This window comes from Streptomyces sp. A0592 (assembly GCF_004795115.1).
GTDB classification, from domain to species: Bacteria; Actinomycetota; Actinomycetes; order Streptomycetales; family Streptomycetaceae; genus Streptomyces; species Streptomyces erythrochromogenes.
On the sequence record NZ_SSBM01000046.1, the window covers coordinates 1 to 14,565 of the forward strand.

Sequence of the window (14,565 nt, forward strand, 5' to 3'; positions counted from 1 at the left end):
TGGCCACCGCCTACGTGCCGGGCCCGTCGCTGCACGAAGTGGTGCGGCGGCACGGGCCGTTGCCGACGCGCACCGTACTGCTGCTCGTCGCGGGCATCGCCGAGGCGCTCCAGGCCATTCACCGGGCGGCCGCGTCCCCCGCTCCCGTGCTGCCGGCCATGCCCGTCGCGCCGCGCCCCGTCGTGCGTCCCCTCGCGGTGAGCGACGACGTCGCCGGCGTGCCGTGCCCGGCCTGCCGCACACCCAACCCGCCCGACCGCCGGTTCTGCCGCCGCTGCGCGACACCCCTGACGCCGTCCACCGCCGCCGCCCCCCTGCCGTGGTGGCGCACGGTCTGGCCGTTCCGCCGCCGCACACGCGCCGGCTCCGGCCGGATGGTCCGCTTCCTGGTGGTCCTGACCGTCGTACTGGCGCTGTGCGCCGCCGGCTTCCTGCTCCTGCCGGCCGGACGCCACCTGGTGCAGGACACCCTGGACAAGCTCGGCAAGGCCAAGGCCGTGACCCCCACCCGCGTCCGGGCGAGCGCCGAGCTCCCCGGCCACCCGGTGGGCGAGAGCACGGACGGGCTCAGCAACCGCTACTGGGGCGCGCCCGGACCCGGCACCTCGGCGACGTACACCTTCGGCAAGCCGTTCCGGCTGGTCGCCGTGATCGTCACCAACGGCGCCTCGCCGGCACCCGAGGAGTACGCGAAGCGGGGACGGGCGCTGCGGATCGACATGGAGGTCACGGACCGGGACGGCGTCACGGTCCGCAAGAAGCTCGTCCTCAGCGACAAGCCCGGACCGCAGACCTTCTCCACGGGCATCAGCGACGCCACGACGATCCGGCTGATCCTCGAAGAACCCGCCGGTTCGGCTCCCCAGGGCCCCCTCGCCCTCGCGGAGGTGGAGTTCTTCCAGCGCAGCTAGTGGCCCCGGCGGGGGCTCACCCGATGCGGCTGCGGCACCGTCCGTAGGGTGGGCCCGTGGAGGAGACACGCGTACGACTCGAACCGTGGTCCGACCGGGACTTCCGGCTGCTGCAACGCGCGAACGAGCCGGTCATGACCGAGCACCTCGGCGGCCCCGAGTCCGACGAGCGGCTCCGCGACCGCCAGCGGCGCTACGAGGCCCTGAGCGCGCGGGAGCCGGCCGCCGGCCGGATGTTCCGCGTGGTCCTGGAGGCCTCCGGCGACAGCGTCGGGTCCATCGGCTTCTGGGAACGGCAGTGGCGGGGCGAGCCGGTCTACGAGGCCGGCTGGGGCATCCTGCCCGAGTTCCAGGGCCGGGGGCTGGCCGTGGCGGCCCTGGCGGAGCTCCTGGCCCACGTACGGGCGCACGGCTCCCGCGACAGCGTGCACGCCTTCCCCGGAACGGACCACCCCGCCTCCAACGCCGTCTGCCGGCGCGCCGGGTTCGAACGCCTCGGCGAGGTCGACTTCGAGTACCCGCCCGGCGTGCCCCACCCGAGCGTCGACTGGCGCTACCGGGTGGGGCCGCGACCCGCGGTCACGCCGTCAGGATGATCCGGCCGCGCACGCCCGGCGTCGCGAGCCGGTCGTGCGCCTTCGCCACCTCGGCGAGCGGGAAGACGTCCGCGACCCGCAGGGTGAGCGCGCCCTCCTCGACGAGGGACACCAGGTGGGCCAGCAGCTCCCCGTCCGCGGCGACCTCCTGCTCCTCCACCCGGATCCCGCGCTCCGCCGCCGGGGCGTGGTGCGGGATCAGGCCCACGTAGACACCGCCGTCGCGGACCGGGGCCAGCGCGGCCCCGCCCAGGACGGCCGCGTCCAGGACCCCGTCCACCGGCCCGGCCGGAGCCCCGCCGCGCGGGACGAAGGCGGCCGCGCCCAGCGACCGTACGAGCTCCTCGTCCCCCGGGCCCGCCAGGGCCGTCACCACCAGGCCGGCCCGCGTGGCGAGCTGCACCGCCATGCCGCCCACCACGCCCGCCGCGCCGGTGACCAGCACCGAGGCGCCGGGGGCGAGCCCCAGCTGCTCCACGGCGCGGGCGGCGGTCAGGCCGGCCAGCGGAAGCGACGCCGCGGCCAGGTCGTCCGCCGCGGTCGGCGCGGCGGCCACGGCGGTGGCGTCGAGCACCGCGTACTCGGCGTGCGTGCCCAGCGGCTTCACCGTGCCGTGGTGCAGGCCCACCACCCGGTCGCCGCGGCTCCAGCCGGTCACCTCGGGGCCGGTCTCGTCGATCTGTCCGGCGACGTCCCAGCCGAGGCCGAGCCGCTGTCCGGCGCCGCCGAAGATCCCGGCGCGGACCCCCGCGTCCACCGGGTTGAGCCCGGCGGCCACGACCCGGATCCTGACCTGGCCCGCCGCGGGACGCGGCACCGGCACCTCGGCCAGTTCGAGCCGCTCCGGGCCGCCGAACCCGTTCACCACGGCCGCCAGCATCGTCCGCTCGCCCATCGCCCGCTCGCTCATCGTTCTCCCCGTTCCGTCGTCTTCGCTCGTTCCGATGACCACTAACCTAGGGAGAGGTACTCTCCTTTCGTAAGTGCGTACTCCGAGGTGCGTACCGGACTTGGAAGTGGGTGCCCATGGCCACCAGTACCGCCGCGGCCCGCCGCGAGGAAGCCCGTTCCGCCTACGACGCCTTCCTCAAGGAATGCCCCACCGGCCAGCTCCTGGCCCGGATCAGCGACAAGTGGGTCGGCCTCATCGTCAGCGCCCTCGGCGAGGCCGACGACCGCTCCTTGCGCTACAGCGACCTCGGCCGCAAGATCCCCGGCGTCAGCCAGAAGATGCTCACCCAGACCCTGCGCTCCCTCGAGCGCGACGGCCTCGTCACCCGCCACGTCACCCCCACCGTCCCCGTCCGCGTCGACTACCGGCTCACCGACCTCGGCAGCAGCCTCGGCTGCCTGCTCTCCTCCGTGAAGGTCTGGGCCGAGAACCACTTCGACGAGGTCAGCGCCCACCGCGACACCTACGACCGGGCCGCCGCGGCCTCCTGAAATCAGGCGCGACCACCCGCCCCGCAATGGCATGCTGACAGGGTGAACGGACCCGGCATTCAGCTCACCCTCGCCCCTGAACTGCGCCTCTTCGCCCCGCCCAGCCGGCGCACGGACCGCGTACCGACCGCTACCGACGGCTCCTCCAGCCTCGGCCACGTCGTCGAATCCGCCGGGGTTCCGCTCACCGAGGTCGGCCGACTCCTCGTCGACGGCCACGAGGTCCCCGTCTCCTACGTGCCCCAAGACGGCCAGACCGTAGAGGTGTTCGGGGTCGAGCGCCCCCAGCAGGTCACCGGCGCCCCGCTCCGCTTCCTCCTCGACGTCCACCTCGGCACGCTCGCCCGCCGCCTGCGCCTGCTCGGCGTCGACGCCGCCTACGAGAACGAGGACATCGGCGACCCCGCCCTCGCCACCCGCTCCGCCGCCGAGCGGCGCGTCCTGCTCTCCCGCGACCGCGGCCTGCTCCGCCGCCGCGAGATCTTCGCCGGCGCGTACGTCTACAGCGACAACCCCGACGAGCAACTGCGCGACGTCCTCGGCCGCTTCGCACCCGCGCTCGCCCCGTGGACCCGCTGCACCGCCTGCAACGGGCCGCTCCACGAAGCCGACAAGGAGAGCGTCGGCGACCGCCTGGAACACGGCACGCACCGCTCCTACGACGTCTTCGCGCAGTGCACCGCGTGCGAGCGCGTCTACTGGCGCGGCGCCCACCACGCCCGCCTGGAGCGGATCGTCGACGAGGCACTCGTCGAATTCGGCACCGCCTGACGGAACGCCTGCCCCTCCGAGGACCCTGACCGGTCCGGGGCCGGTCCCGGACCGGCCCCGGACCCAGGCCGCCTAGAAGGCGTAGGCGTCACCCGTGTCCAGGGCCAGCACCACGTGCTCGTTGTTCGCGCGGTTCCGGTCCGTCGCACCGCCGTTCCACCACGTGTCCACCCCCACCACCACCTCCGCCGCCGGCTCCCGCAGCTCCAGCGCCAGCCCCACGTGCCGGCCCCGCCCGTGCAGCGGCAGCGGTCCCGTCTCGCACACCACCTCGCGCAGACCGGCCCGCGCACAGCCCGCCGCCAGCTGCTGCCGGTCCGCGAGGTCCGCCGACAGCCGCACCCGCAGCGTCGCGTTCGGCAGCGCGGCCGGCCCGTCGTTCTCCGGGACCAGCCAGACCCGCAACTGCGAGCCGGACAGGGCCACCCGGCCGTGGTAGGACACGTCGGCCTCCGGGCCGGCCCACCCCGCACCCCACGCCTGCGCCGGCCCGGGCACACCCGCCCCCAGCGCCAGCAACCCCGCCACCACCACACTCCGTACGGCGACACGGCGCACCGCCACCACCTCCTCGCGTCTCGCGCGGAGGCTAGCCCCCACCCGCCCCGAAAAGTCGGACCATCACACGAAAGAGGGCGCGCCCTCCCCCATCTGCCCTGCGTACCTTTGAGCCATGCTGATCGCCCGCTCCGCCGCCCTCTTCTCCCTCGCCGCGCTCCTGGAGATCGGCGGCGCCTGGCTCGTCTGGCAGGGCGTGCGCGAACACAAGGGGTGGGCCTGGATCGGCGCCGGCGTGATTGCCCTCGGCCTCTACGGCTTCGTCGCCACCCTCCAGCCCCAGGGCGACTTCGCCCGGGTCCTCGCCGCCTACGGCGGGGTCTTCGTCGCCGGCTCCCTCGTCTGGGGCGCCGTCGCCGACGGCTACCGCCCCGACCGCTGGGACATCGTCGGCGCCCTCGTCTGCCTCGCCGGAATGGCCGTGATCATGTACGTCCCGCGCGGCCGCTGAGCGGCCCGGCCGCGCCTATGCTGGCGGGTAATCGCCCGTACGAACGACCGAGGAGCACGCACATGAGCACGGCCGCCACCCGAACCGCCGTAGTCACCGGCGCGAGCAGCGGCATCGGCGCGGCCACCGCCCGGCAGCTCGCCGCAGCCGGCTACCACGTCGTCCTCACCGCCCGCCGCAAGGACCGCATCGAGGCCCTCGCCGCCGAGCTCACCGACGCCGGGCACACCGCGACCGCCCACGCCCTCGACGTCACCGACCGAACCGCCGTCGACGCCCTCGCCGCCTCCCTCGACCGCTGCGACGTACTCGTCAACAACGCGGGCGGCGCCATCGGCGCCGAGCCCGTCGCCACCGGCGACCCCGCCGACTGGCGCACCATGTACGAGGTCAACGTCATCGGCACGCTCAACGTCACCCAGGCGCTGCTCCCCGCCCTCACCGCCTCCGGCGACGGCACCGTCGTCGTCCTCTCCTCCACCGCCGGCCACGCCACGTACGAGGGCGGCGCCGGCTACGTCGCCGCCAAGAACGGCGCGCGCGTCCTCGCCGAGACCCTCCGCCTGGAGATCGTGGGCCAGCCCGTACGCGTCATCGAGATCGCCCCCGGCATGGTCCGCACGGAGGAGTTCGCGAAGACCCGCTTCCGCGGCGACGCGGACAAGGCGGAGAAGGTCTACGCGGGCGTCGCCGAGCCCCTCACCGCCGACGACGTGGCCGACACCATCACCTGGGCGGTGACCCGCCCCAGCCACGTCAACATCGACCTCCTGGTGGTCCGCCCCCGCGCCCAGGCCTCGAACACGAAGGTCCACCGCGAGCTCTAGGGCGTCCGCCCACAGCACCCCGGCACTCCTCAGGTGCGGCATCAGGGCCGCCGGCCTCAGCCCGGCGGCCCGCGCCGCGTCCAGGGCCCTCAGGGCATCGGAATCTGGCTGCCGACCGACCCCGACGACTACGCCATCGCGGACTTCTCCCCGGTGGAAGGAGACTTCCTGGACTCCAGGGGAGGGAACAACCGGTACTCGCCCGAGGTGTTCCGCCTCGTGGTCGAGGTGACCTCGTCGGACTGGTCGGACGACCTCGGCACCCAGGCCGAGAGCTACGCCGCAGCCGGCATCCCCGTCTACATCATCGCCGACCGTCACCACGACGAGGTCGTCGTCTGCCGCGATCCGCGCGAGGGCACCTGCCGACTCCGCACCACGCACAAGCGGGGCACTTCCATCGGCGCCCCCGAGTGCGTGGGCGTCTGTCTCGAACTCCCGGTCGACCTGCTCCTTGACGGCATCACCGGCTGACGCACGCGGAGGGGCCCGGACCGGTCTGCACCGGTCCGGGCCCCTCCACTCCCCCGACAGCCTCGCCCAGGCTCAGACCTCAGCCCTTGACGCAGATGACCTGCTTGAGCTTGGCCACGACCTGGACGAGGTCGGTCTGCTGGTCGATGACCTGCTCGATCGACTTGTACGCGCCCGGGATCTCGTCCACGACGCCCGCGTCCTTACGGCACTCGACGCCCTTGGTCTGCTCCGCCAGGTCGCGCGCCGAGAACTTCTTCTTCGCCGCCGTCCGGCTCATCTTCCGGCCCGCGCCGTGCGAGGCCGAGTTGAAGGACTTCTCGTTGCCGAGGCCCTTCACGATGTACGAGCCGGTGCCCATGGAGCCCGGGATGATCCCGTAGTCGCCGCTGCCGGCGCGGATCGCGCCCTTGCGGGTGACCAGCAGGTCCATGCCGTCGTACCGCTCCTCCGCCACGTAGTTGTGGTGGCAGCTGATCTCGCGGTCGAAGGAGACCTTGGCCTTGCGGAACTCCTTGCGGACGACCTCCTTGAAGAGGCTCATCATCGCCGCGCGGTTGAACTTCGCGTACTCCTGGGCCCAGAAGAGGTCGTTGCGGTAAGCCTCCATCTCGGGCGTCGCCGCGAGGAAGACCGCCAGGTCCCGGTCGACCAGGTTCTGGTTGTGCGCGAGGCCCCGAGCCACGCCGATGTGGTGCATGGCGAGCTCGTTGCCGATGTTCCTGGAGCCGGAGTGCAGCATCAGCCAGACCGAACCTGACTCATCGAGACAGAACTCGATGAAGTGATTGCCTGTTCCGAGCGTTCCGATCTGCTTCGTGGCACGTTCTTGACGGAATTTGACCGAGTCGGTGAGGTAGTCGAACCGCTTCCACAGGTCCTCGTACCCCTCCACCGAGAAGCCGTAGAGCCGCGACGGGTCCACCGCCTCCTTGTGGAGGCCCATCCCCACCGGGATCGCCTGCTCGATCTTCGAGCGGAGCTTGGAGAGGTCGCCCGGCAGGTCGTTCGCCGTCAGGGAGGTCTTCACCGCCGACATGCCGCAGCCGATGTCCACCCCCACCGCCGCCGGACAGACCGCGTCCTTCATGGCGATCACCGAGCCGACCGTGGCCCCCTTGCCGTAGTGGACGTCCGGCATGACCGCCAAGCCCTTGATCCACGGAAGCGTGGCGACGTTGTGGAGCTGCTGCATCGCTCCCGCCTCGACCGACGCCGGGTCGGTCCACATCCGGATCGGGACCTGCGCCCCCGGTACCTCTACATACGACATAGGAATCAATCCCCCGAAACCAACAGAAAGGTGAGAATGCGCAAAAGCCTCGCTCTTGATCCCAAATACGACAGGGGACCGGCGCCAGCACCAGCGTGTGCGATAGACATTGTGTCCAGCCGCGCCCAAGTCGCGGCAACGCATTTTCCTGACCGTCGGGGGGCCCGCCGGTCGAAGGGAGCCAGTGGACGTGCAGCGCACAGCGGTACGGCGAGTCCTGCCCGGCCTCGCGATGCTCACCGCGCTCGCGGCCGGTGCGGCCGGCCTGACCGGGTGCAGCGGCGCGAGCGACGGCGGAAGCACCAGCGACTCGAAGGCCGGCGGCAGCTCCGCCGCGCCCGCCCAGCCGGGGAAGTACCGCAGCCTGCCCGCGCCGTGCAGGGCGGCCGCCGACAGCAAGAAGCTCAAGCCCATGCTCCCCGAGGCGGAAGGCCTCACCCCCGAACAGCGCGACCAGATGTACGCGGGCGTCGCCGACGCCTCGTACGACGGCGACCGGCACGTCGGCTGCCGCTGGACCGCGCAGACCCCCGAGGAGACCCGGCTGCTGTCCGTCGGCTTCGAGCGCGTGGTCTCCTACGACCGCGGCGCCGCCAGCGACGACGACAAGGCGAAGCAGGTCTACGTACGCCTGCTCACCGACGCGCGCCTGCCCTTCCCCGGCCCCGCCACCACCCCCGGCCAGGGCGCCGCCAACCCGGCCAACCCGGCCGCCTCCCCGCCCCCGCCCGCCGCACCGCCCGCGAGCGGCTCGCCGTCGGCCGGGGCGCCGGCCGCGGGGACGCCCGCCCCCGGCACCAGCCCGTCGGCCCAGCCCGAGCTCGGCTCCCGCGTCCTGGAAGGGCTCGGCACCGAGGCCTTCCTGGACGACAAGCTGAGCGCCGCCGGGGCCACGGCCGCCCAGTCGCGCACCGTGCGGATTGTGTTCCGCACCTCGAATGTCATCGTCAAGGTCGAGTACAGCGTGCAGCCGACCCTGCCCGGCACCATCCCGCCGAGCGGTGAAACCCAGGACAAGGCACGGCAGTTGGCGCAGGCTCTCGCCGAACGCTTCAACGAGTGAGCGGTGCGCGCCACACCCCCGCGTGACGGCGCGCACAGCAGTGCGACACCCAATCGGGCTACCGTTGACCGGGTCCCGCGTCCGAAGAAGACCCCCAGAGCACTGAAGGAACCATGCACCGATCAGCCTCGCGCCTCACCCGCGTTCTCGCCTGCGCAGCCGTCCCGGTGATCCTCACCGTGGCCGGGTGTTCGTCCGACTCGGGCAAGGAATCGGCCGCGAAGGACGAGAAGAAGTCCGGTTCGTCCGCCTCCTCGAAGCCCGGCGAGAAGTCCAAGCCGGAGCTGGAGAAGGCCGCCTTCGCCGCGCTCCCGGACCCCTGCAAGGCGCTCCAGGCAGGGACGATAGACACCCTCGTCCCGGAGGCGAAGGACAAGAACGGTACGGCGACCAAGTCGAACGACCTGGCCACCCGCGCCAGCTGCTCCTGGAACGGCCTGGACGAGGACGGCCTGAAGGGCTCGCAGTACCGCTGGCTGTCGCTCTCCTTCTTCCGCACCGACTCGCACGCCTCCCTCGGCAGCGCCAACAAGCGCGCCGAGGAGCAGTACGGCAAGCAGGTCGAGGCGGCGAAGGCCACCGAGGGCGCGCAGAACGTCAAGGCCGAGGCCGTCGAGGGCCTGGGCGACCAGGGCACCTCGATCGTCTACTCGGTGAAGAAGGACGGCGACTTCTTCAACACCACGATCGTGGCGCGCACCCAGAACGTGGTCGTGACGCTCGACTACAACGGCGCCGCCTACGAGGGCGCCGGTGCCCCGGACCAGGCGAAGCTGCTCCAGGACGCGATCACCGCGGCCAAGGAGGCCGTGGGCTCGGTCGCGGGCGCCAACAAGCCTGCGGAGCAGCCGCAGTCCCCCCAGCCCCAGTAGGAGCGGTGGCAGGTCGGGGCCTCCTGGAGCGCTGACTTCCGGTCACCCGTACGCTGTGCCTGCCGCAGCTCCGTAAAGGCGCGGTAAGCGCTCGGTCTGTGCTCGACAAGGGGAGGGGATCGCGGGTGGCCGCGATGCAGCTGACTCGTACGCACCGAATACTCATCGGTGTCGTGGTCGCCGGAGCCGTCGTCATCGCGGGAATCGGCTTCGCGGGCTCGTACGCCGCGGTGCGCGAGCTCGCGGAGAAGAAGGGGTTCGGCAGCTTCTCCCTGGTGTTCCCGATAGGCATCGACGCCGGTATCTGCGTGCTCCTGGCGCTGGACCTGCTGCTGACCTGGATGCGGATCCCCTTCCCCCTGCTGCGCCAGACGGCGTGGCTGCTGACGGCTGCGACGATCGCGTTCAACGGCGCGGCCTCGTGGCCGGATCCGCTCGGTGTCGGCATGCACGCCGTGATCCCGATCCTGTTCGTGGTGACGGTGGAGGCCGCCCGGCACGCGGTGGGCCGGATCGCCGACATCACGGCGGACCGGCACATGGAGGGCGTGCGCATCACGCGGTGGCTGCTGTCGCCGGTGCCGACGTTCAAGCTGTGGCGCCGCATGAAGCTGTGGGAGCTGCGGTCGTACGAGCAGGCGATCGGCATGGAGCAGGACCGGCTGATCTACCAGGCGCGCCTGCAGGCGCGGTACGGGCGTTTCTGGCGGCAGAAGGCGCCGGTGGAGGCGCTGATGCCGCTGAAGCTGGCCCGGATCGGTGTCCCGCTCTCGCAGACGACGCCGGACGCGTTGGCGGCGACCGGGATCGACCCGGCGGTGCTGCCTCCGCTGGAGCCGCAGGTCGCGGGTGTGGGTGCGGCTCCGGCTCCGGCCCTGGAGGCCGCGGCGGCCGGCCCTGCGGCGGGCGCCCCGGAGCTGGAGCTGGACGGGCCGGACCGGCAGTTCCAGCAGCAGGCCCAGGTACAGCAGGCACAGGCACAGCAGGCCGCAGCGGCCTCGGCGGCCGCCACCCACGCCCCGCCGGCCTTCGCGGTGGACCCGACGGCTATGCCCGCGGCCCACAACAGCGCCTGGTTCGCGGCGCCGCTCGCGCCGCAGGCCGCGTACGAGGGCGGCTACAACCCGCAGTACGTCGAGGGCCTGGAGCCGACCCCGGTGCAGGCCCCGATGGGCCCGGACGAGCCGCAGGCGCAGGCGCCCGTACCCGGCCCCCGCGCCGAGGCGGACGCGGCCGCCGAGGCCGGGGCCGACGTCGACGGGGACGCGGAGAAGTTCGCGGAGGCGGCGTACGAGGTCTTCCGCACCCACCTGGTGGAGAGCGGCGAGGTGCTGACCGCCGAGCAGCTCGACATACTGCTGGCCGACCGCTACGGGGTGGTCCACCCGCGCAGCGGCTCGCTGATCCGCAAGATCTTCCCGCAGCTGAAGCTGCGCTACCAGCGGGAGCTGGAGAACGAGCACATCGCCTAGAGACGGCCCGCCGCTGTCGCCGTACGCGGGAAGGGCCCGCACCCCGAGGGGTGCGGGCCCTTCCGCGTGCCCGGGCACGGCCCGCGGCGGGGTCTCAGACGGCGAGCAGCTTGCGCACGCGGTCCGCGCCCACCGCCAGCAGCAGCGTGGGCAGTCGCGGCCCGGTCTCCCGGGTCACGAGGAGCCGGTAGAGCAGGGCGAAGAAGGTGCGCTGCGCGACCTTGAGCTCGGGGGTCGGCTTGGCGTCGGGCTCCAGCCCGGCCATGACCTTCGGGACGCCGTAGACGAGCGTGGTCAGTCCGTCGAGCGACCAGTGCGAGTCGAGGCCTTCCAGGAGCAGGCGCAGGGACTCGCGGCCCTCGTCGTCCAGGGAGGACAGGAGCTCGGTGTCGGCGTCCTCGCGTACGAGGGTCCGCTGGTCGGCCGGGACCTGGGTGGTGATCCAGTTCTCGGCGCGGTCCAGGCGCGGCCGTACCTCGTCGAGGGAGGTGAGCGGCTTCTCCGGCTCCAGGTCGGAGAGGATGCGCAGGGTCTGCTCGTCGTGTCCTGCGGTGATGTCGACGACCGACGCGAGCGTGCGGTACGGCAGCGCGCGCGGGGTGCGCGGCAGCTCGTGGGAGGCGACGCGTACGGCGCGGGCGTGCGCGGCGGCGTCGGCGGGCAGCACGCTGCCGTCCGCGACCTTGGCCTCCAGCTTGTCCCACTCGTCGTAGAGGCGCTGGATCTCCTGGTCGAAGGCGATCTTGAAGGACTGGTTGGGCCTGCGGCGGGCGTAGAGCCAGCGCAGGAGCTGCGGCTCCATGATCTTCAGGGCGTCGCCGGGGGTGAAGACCCCGCCCTTGCTGGAGGACATCTTGGCCATGCCGCTGATGCCGACGAAGGCGTACATCGGGCCGATCGGCTGCTCGCCGCCGAAGATGTGGACGATCTGGCCGCCGACCTGGAAGGAGGAGCCGGGCGAGGAGTGGTCGACGCCGGAGGGCTCGAAGATCACGCCCTCGTAGGCCCAGCGCATCGGCCAGTCGACCTTCCAGACGAGCTTGCCGCGGTTGAACTCGCTGAGCTTGACGGTCTCGGTGAACTCGTCCTCGGTGCAGACGTAGGTCAGCTCGGTGGTGTCGTCGTCGTACGAGGTGACCTTGGTGAAGTCCTTGCCGCACCGGCCGCAGTACGGCTTGTACGGGAAGTACCCGCCCTCGCCGGCGCTGCCGTCGTCCTCGGCGGCCGCGCCGGAGCCCTCGGCGGCCTCCAGCTCGGCCTCGTCGACCTGCTTCTGCTGGGGCTTCTTGCCGCCCGGCTTGACCTTGGTGCGGTACTGGGCGAGGACGGCGTCGATGTCGCCGCGGTGCTTCATCGCGTGCAGGATCTGCTCGCGGTAGACACCGGTGGTGTACTGCTCGGTCTGGCTGATCGGGTCGTACTCGACGCCGAGCTCGGCCAGCGACTCGGCCATGGCGGCCTTGAAGTGCTCGGCCCAGTTCGGGTACGCGGAGCCCTCGGGGGCGGGGACGGCGGTCAGCGGGCGCCCGATGTGCTGGGCGTGCGACTCCTCGGTGACGCCGGGGATGCCCTTGGGGACCTTGCGGAAGCGGTCGTAGTCGTCCCAGGAGATGAGGTGGCGGACCTCGTGGCCGCGGCGGCGGATCTCGTCGGCGACCAGGTGCGGGGTCATGACCTCGCGGAGGTTGCCCAGGTGGACCGGGCCGGAGGGGGAGAGTCCGGACGCGACGACGACGGTTTTGCCCGGGGCTCGGCGCTCCGCCTCGGCGATGACCTCGTCCGCGAAACGGGAGACCCAGTCGGTCTCGGTGCTGCTCTGCGCGCTCTGAGCCACGACACGTCCTTCTATCTCGAATGATGGCTTCGGCCATTCTCCCAGACGGAACGGGCCACTCCGGGGTTGCTTCCCACCCGGTGATATCCCGCGAAACGGATGGCGCCCCCGTGGGATACTCGGCACTTGTCGGAAGACCCAAGTCCGACCCCAGTACCAGACCTCACAGGAACGGCAGCTCATGGCCTCGGTCCCTTCGCTCGCTTCGTCCGTCAACCAGCGCGTCGCCGACGCCCTCGCCTCCGCCCTGCCGGAGGCCGGTGGCGCCGACCCGCTGCTGCGACGAAGCGACCGGGCCGACTTCCAGGCCAACGGCATCCTGGCGCTCGCGAAGAAGGCGAAGGCCAACCCGCGCGAGCTGGCCACGACCGTGGTCGAGGGCATCCCGACCGGTGACCTGATCCAGGAGATCGAGGTCTCGGGCCCGGGCTTCCTGAACATCACCGTCGCCGACGGGGCGATCATCTCGACGCTGGCCGCCCGCGCCGCGGACGACCGGCTCGGCGTTCCGCTGAACGCCTCCGCCGGCACCACGGTGATCGACTACGCGCAGCCGAACGTCGCCAAGGAGATGCACGTCGGGCACCTGCGGTCCGCGGTGATCGGTGCGGCGATGGTGGAGATCCTGGAGTTCACGGGCGAGAAGGTGGTCCGGCGCCACCACATCGGCGACTGGGGCACCCAGTTCGGCATGCTCATCCAGTACCTGCTGGAGCACCCGCACGAGCTGGACCACAAGTCGGACGCGCAGGTCTCCGGCGAGGAGGCCATGTCCAACCTCAACCGCCTCTACAAGGCCTCGCGCGCCCTCTTCGACTCCGACGAGGAGTTCAAGACGCGGGCCCGGGCGCGGGTGGTGGACCTGCAGGCGGGCGAGCCGGAGACGCTGGCGCTGTGGCAGCGGTTCGTGGACGAGTCGAAGATCTACTTCTACTCCGTCTTCAACAAGCTGGACATGGACATCCAGGACCCGGACGTCGTCGGCGAGTCCGGCTACAACGACATGCTGGTCGAGACGTGCAAGCTGCTGGAGGAGTCGGGCGTCGCGGTCCGCTCCAACGGTGCGCTGTGCGTGTTCTTCGAGGACGTCAAGGGCCCGGACGGCAACCCGACCCCGCTGATCGTGCAGAAGTCGGACGGCGGCTTCGGTTACGCGGCCACCGACCTGTCGGCGATCCGTGACCGCGTGACCAACCTCGGCGCGACCGAGCTGATCTACGTGGTCGACGCGCGGCAGTCGCTGCACTTCAAGATGGTCTTCGAGACGGCGCGCCGGGCGGGCTGGCTGAACGACGACGTCAAGGCCGTGCAGCTGGCCTTCGGCACCGTCCTCGGCAAGGACGGCAAGCCGTTCAAGACCCGTGAGGGCGAGACGGTCCGGCTGGTGGACCTCCTCGACGAGGCCGTGGAGCGGGCGACCGCCGTGGTCCGGGAGAAGGCCGAGAAGGTGGGCCTGACGGAGTCGGAGATCGTCGAGAACGGCCAGTACGTCGGCATCGGCGCGGTGAAGTACGCCGACCTGTCGACGTCCGCCTCGCGCGACTACAAGTTCGACCTGGACCAGATGGTCTCCCTGAACGGCGACACGTCCGTGTACCTCCAGTACGCGTACGCCCGGATCAGGTCGATCCTGCGCCGGGCCGGTGACCGCAAGCCGGTCGCCCACCCGGAGCTGGAACTGGCCCCGGCGGAGCGCGCACTGGGCCTGCACCTGGACGGCTTCGGCGAACTGATCTCCGAGGCGGCCGCGGAGCACGCCCCGCACAAGGTGGCGGCGTACCTCTACCAGCTGTCGTCGCTGTTCACGACGTTCTACACCGAGTGCCCGGTCGTGAAGCCGGAGCCGGAGCTCGTCGTGGGCGAGAACCGCCTGTTCCTGTGCGAGCTGACGGCCCGCACCCTCTCGAAGGGCATGTCCCTCCTGGGCATCCGCACCCCCGAGAAGCTCTGACGCACCTCGTACGCCGGCGGCCCCGTCTCCTCCCGGAGGTGGGGCCTTCCGCGTTCCGTCACGGCACGG

At 71.9% G+C, this 14,565-nt stretch carries 14 protein-coding genes and 1 pseudogene; 11 read left to right on the forward strand and 4 right to left on the reverse strand.

Annotated elements, in window-relative coordinates; translation table 11 throughout:
* A pseudogene (locus tag E6U81_RS35035) lies at positions 1-911 on the forward strand (zinc ribbon domain-containing protein); the annotation flags it as partial.
* A 56-nt stretch (positions 912-967) separates the two neighbouring features.
* Positions 968-1,507, forward strand: coding sequence for a GNAT family N-acetyltransferase (locus E6U81_RS35040; protein ID WP_136234044.1), 540 nt, complete (start codon positions 968-970; stop codon positions 1,505-1,507).
* Here E6U81_RS35040 and E6U81_RS35045 read toward each other — a convergent pair.
* The gene (locus E6U81_RS35045; protein WP_136234086.1) at positions 1,491-2,387 is read right to left on the reverse strand and encodes an NADP-dependent oxidoreductase; all 897 of its coding nucleotides are present in this window, start codon (positions 2,385-2,387) and stop codon (positions 1,491-1,493) included. The two genes, E6U81_RS35040 and E6U81_RS35045, sit on opposite strands and share 17 nt — an antisense overlap.
* Before the next feature lie 146 nt (positions 2,388-2,533).
* On the opposite strand from E6U81_RS35045, the gene E6U81_RS35050 reads away from it, so the two are divergent.
* Together E6U81_RS35050 and E6U81_RS35055 are read left to right on the forward strand one after the other, a co-directional pair.
* Positions 2,534-2,950 (forward strand): helix-turn-helix domain-containing protein, encoded by a 417-nt coding sequence (locus E6U81_RS35050; protein WP_136234045.1) that lies wholly within the window; start codon positions 2,534-2,536, stop codon positions 2,948-2,950.
* 42 nt (positions 2,951-2,992) lie between these two features.
* Positions 2,993-3,721: a Mut7-C RNAse domain-containing protein gene (locus E6U81_RS35055; RefSeq protein WP_136234046.1), complete on the forward strand. Its 729-nt coding sequence runs from the start codon at positions 2,993-2,995 to the stop codon at positions 3,719-3,721.
* Positions 3,722-3,793: 72 nt separating this feature from the next.
* Here E6U81_RS35055 and E6U81_RS35060 read toward each other — a convergent pair whose 3' ends face one another.
* Positions 3,794-4,279, reverse strand: a complete 486-nt coding sequence (locus E6U81_RS35060) for a hypothetical protein (protein WP_240804197.1) — start codon at positions 4,277-4,279, stop codon at positions 3,794-3,796.
* A 115-nt stretch (positions 4,280-4,394) separates the two neighbouring features.
* On the opposite strand from E6U81_RS35060, the gene E6U81_RS35065 reads away from it, so the two are divergent.
* The 3 genes from E6U81_RS35065 (at position 4,395) to E6U81_RS35075 (ending at position 6,031) form a co-directional block, all read left to right on the forward strand.
* A complete protein-coding gene (locus E6U81_RS35065; protein WP_136234048.1) occupies positions 4,395-4,730 on the forward strand; it encodes a YnfA family protein in 336 nt (111 codons plus the stop codon).
* Between the two features lie 62 nt (positions 4,731-4,792).
* Entirely contained in the window at positions 4,793-5,557 is a 765-nt protein-coding gene (locus tag E6U81_RS35070; protein WP_136234049.1) for an SDR family oxidoreductase, read from the forward strand.
* 33 nt (positions 5,558-5,590) lie between these two features.
* Positions 5,591-6,031 (forward strand): Uma2 family endonuclease, encoded by a 441-nt coding sequence (locus E6U81_RS35075; RefSeq protein ID WP_136234050.1) that lies wholly within the window; start codon positions 5,591-5,593, stop codon positions 6,029-6,031.
* Positions 6,032-6,110: 79 nt separating this feature from the next.
* On the opposite strand, the gene E6U81_RS35080 is transcribed toward E6U81_RS35075, so the two are convergent.
* Positions 6,111-7,304 carry an RtcB family protein gene (locus tag E6U81_RS35080; RefSeq protein WP_136234051.1) on the reverse strand — a complete coding sequence of 398 codons (1,194 nt, stop codon included), beginning with the start codon at positions 7,302-7,304 and terminating at the stop codon, positions 6,111-6,113.
* Positions 7,305-7,494: 190 nt separating this feature from the next.
* On the opposite strand from E6U81_RS35080, the gene E6U81_RS35085 reads away from it, so the two are divergent.
* From E6U81_RS35085 to E6U81_RS35095, 3 genes are all read left to right on the forward strand, one after another.
* Complete coding sequence (locus tag E6U81_RS35085) at positions 7,495-8,367, forward strand: DUF3558 domain-containing protein (RefSeq protein WP_240804198.1); 873 nt, start codon at positions 7,495-7,497, stop codon at positions 8,365-8,367.
* Positions 8,368-8,480: 113 nt separating this feature from the next.
* The gene (locus E6U81_RS35090; protein ID WP_136234052.1) at positions 8,481-9,239 is read left to right on the forward strand and encodes a DUF3558 family protein; all 759 of its coding nucleotides are present in this window, start codon (positions 8,481-8,483) and stop codon (positions 9,237-9,239) included.
* Positions 9,240-9,364: 125 nt separating this feature from the next.
* Positions 9,365-10,711, forward strand: coding sequence for a DUF2637 domain-containing protein (locus tag E6U81_RS35095; protein ID WP_136234053.1), 1,347 nt, complete (start codon positions 9,365-9,367; stop codon positions 10,709-10,711).
* Between the two features lie 94 nt (positions 10,712-10,805).
* On the opposite strand, the gene lysS is transcribed toward E6U81_RS35095, so the two are convergent.
* Entirely contained in the window at positions 10,806-12,545 is a 1,740-nt protein-coding gene (gene lysS / locus E6U81_RS35100) for a lysine--tRNA ligase (protein WP_136234054.1), read from the reverse strand.
* A gap of 181 nt (positions 12,546-12,726) precedes the next feature.
* On the opposite strand from lysS, the gene argS reads away from it, so the two are divergent.
* Positions 12,727-14,496: an arginine--tRNA ligase gene (gene argS / locus E6U81_RS35105; RefSeq protein WP_136234055.1), complete on the forward strand. Its 1,770-nt coding sequence runs from the start codon at positions 12,727-12,729 to the stop codon at positions 14,494-14,496.
* Positions 14,497-14,565: the final 69 nt, after the last annotated feature.

Excerpts from the sequence above, each read along its gene's own strand:
- E6U81_RS35045 (WP_136234086.1), bottom strand. The coding sequence starts at position 2,387 with ATGCTGGCGGCCGTGGTGAACGGGTTCGGCGGCCCGGAGCGGCTCGAA.
- E6U81_RS35050 (WP_136234045.1), top strand. The coding sequence starts at position 2,534 with ATGGCCACCAGTACCGCCGCGGCCCGCCGCGAGGAAGCCCGTTCCGCC.
- E6U81_RS35065 (WP_136234048.1), top strand. The coding sequence starts at position 4,395 with ATGCTGATCGCCCGCTCCGCCGCCCTCTTCTCCCTCGCCGCGCTCCTG.
- E6U81_RS35070 (WP_136234049.1), top strand. The coding sequence starts at position 4,793 with ATGAGCACGGCCGCCACCCGAACCGCCGTAGTCACCGGCGCGAGCAGC.
- E6U81_RS35080 (WP_136234051.1), bottom strand. The coding sequence starts at position 7,304 with ATGTCGTATGTAGAGGTACCGGGGGCGCAGGTCCCGATCCGGATGTGG.
- E6U81_RS35090 (WP_136234052.1), top strand. The coding sequence starts at position 8,481 with ATGCACCGATCAGCCTCGCGCCTCACCCGCGTTCTCGCCTGCGCAGCC.
- argS (WP_136234055.1), top strand. The coding sequence starts at position 12,727 with ATGGCCTCGGTCCCTTCGCTCGCTTCGTCCGTCAACCAGCGCGTCGCC.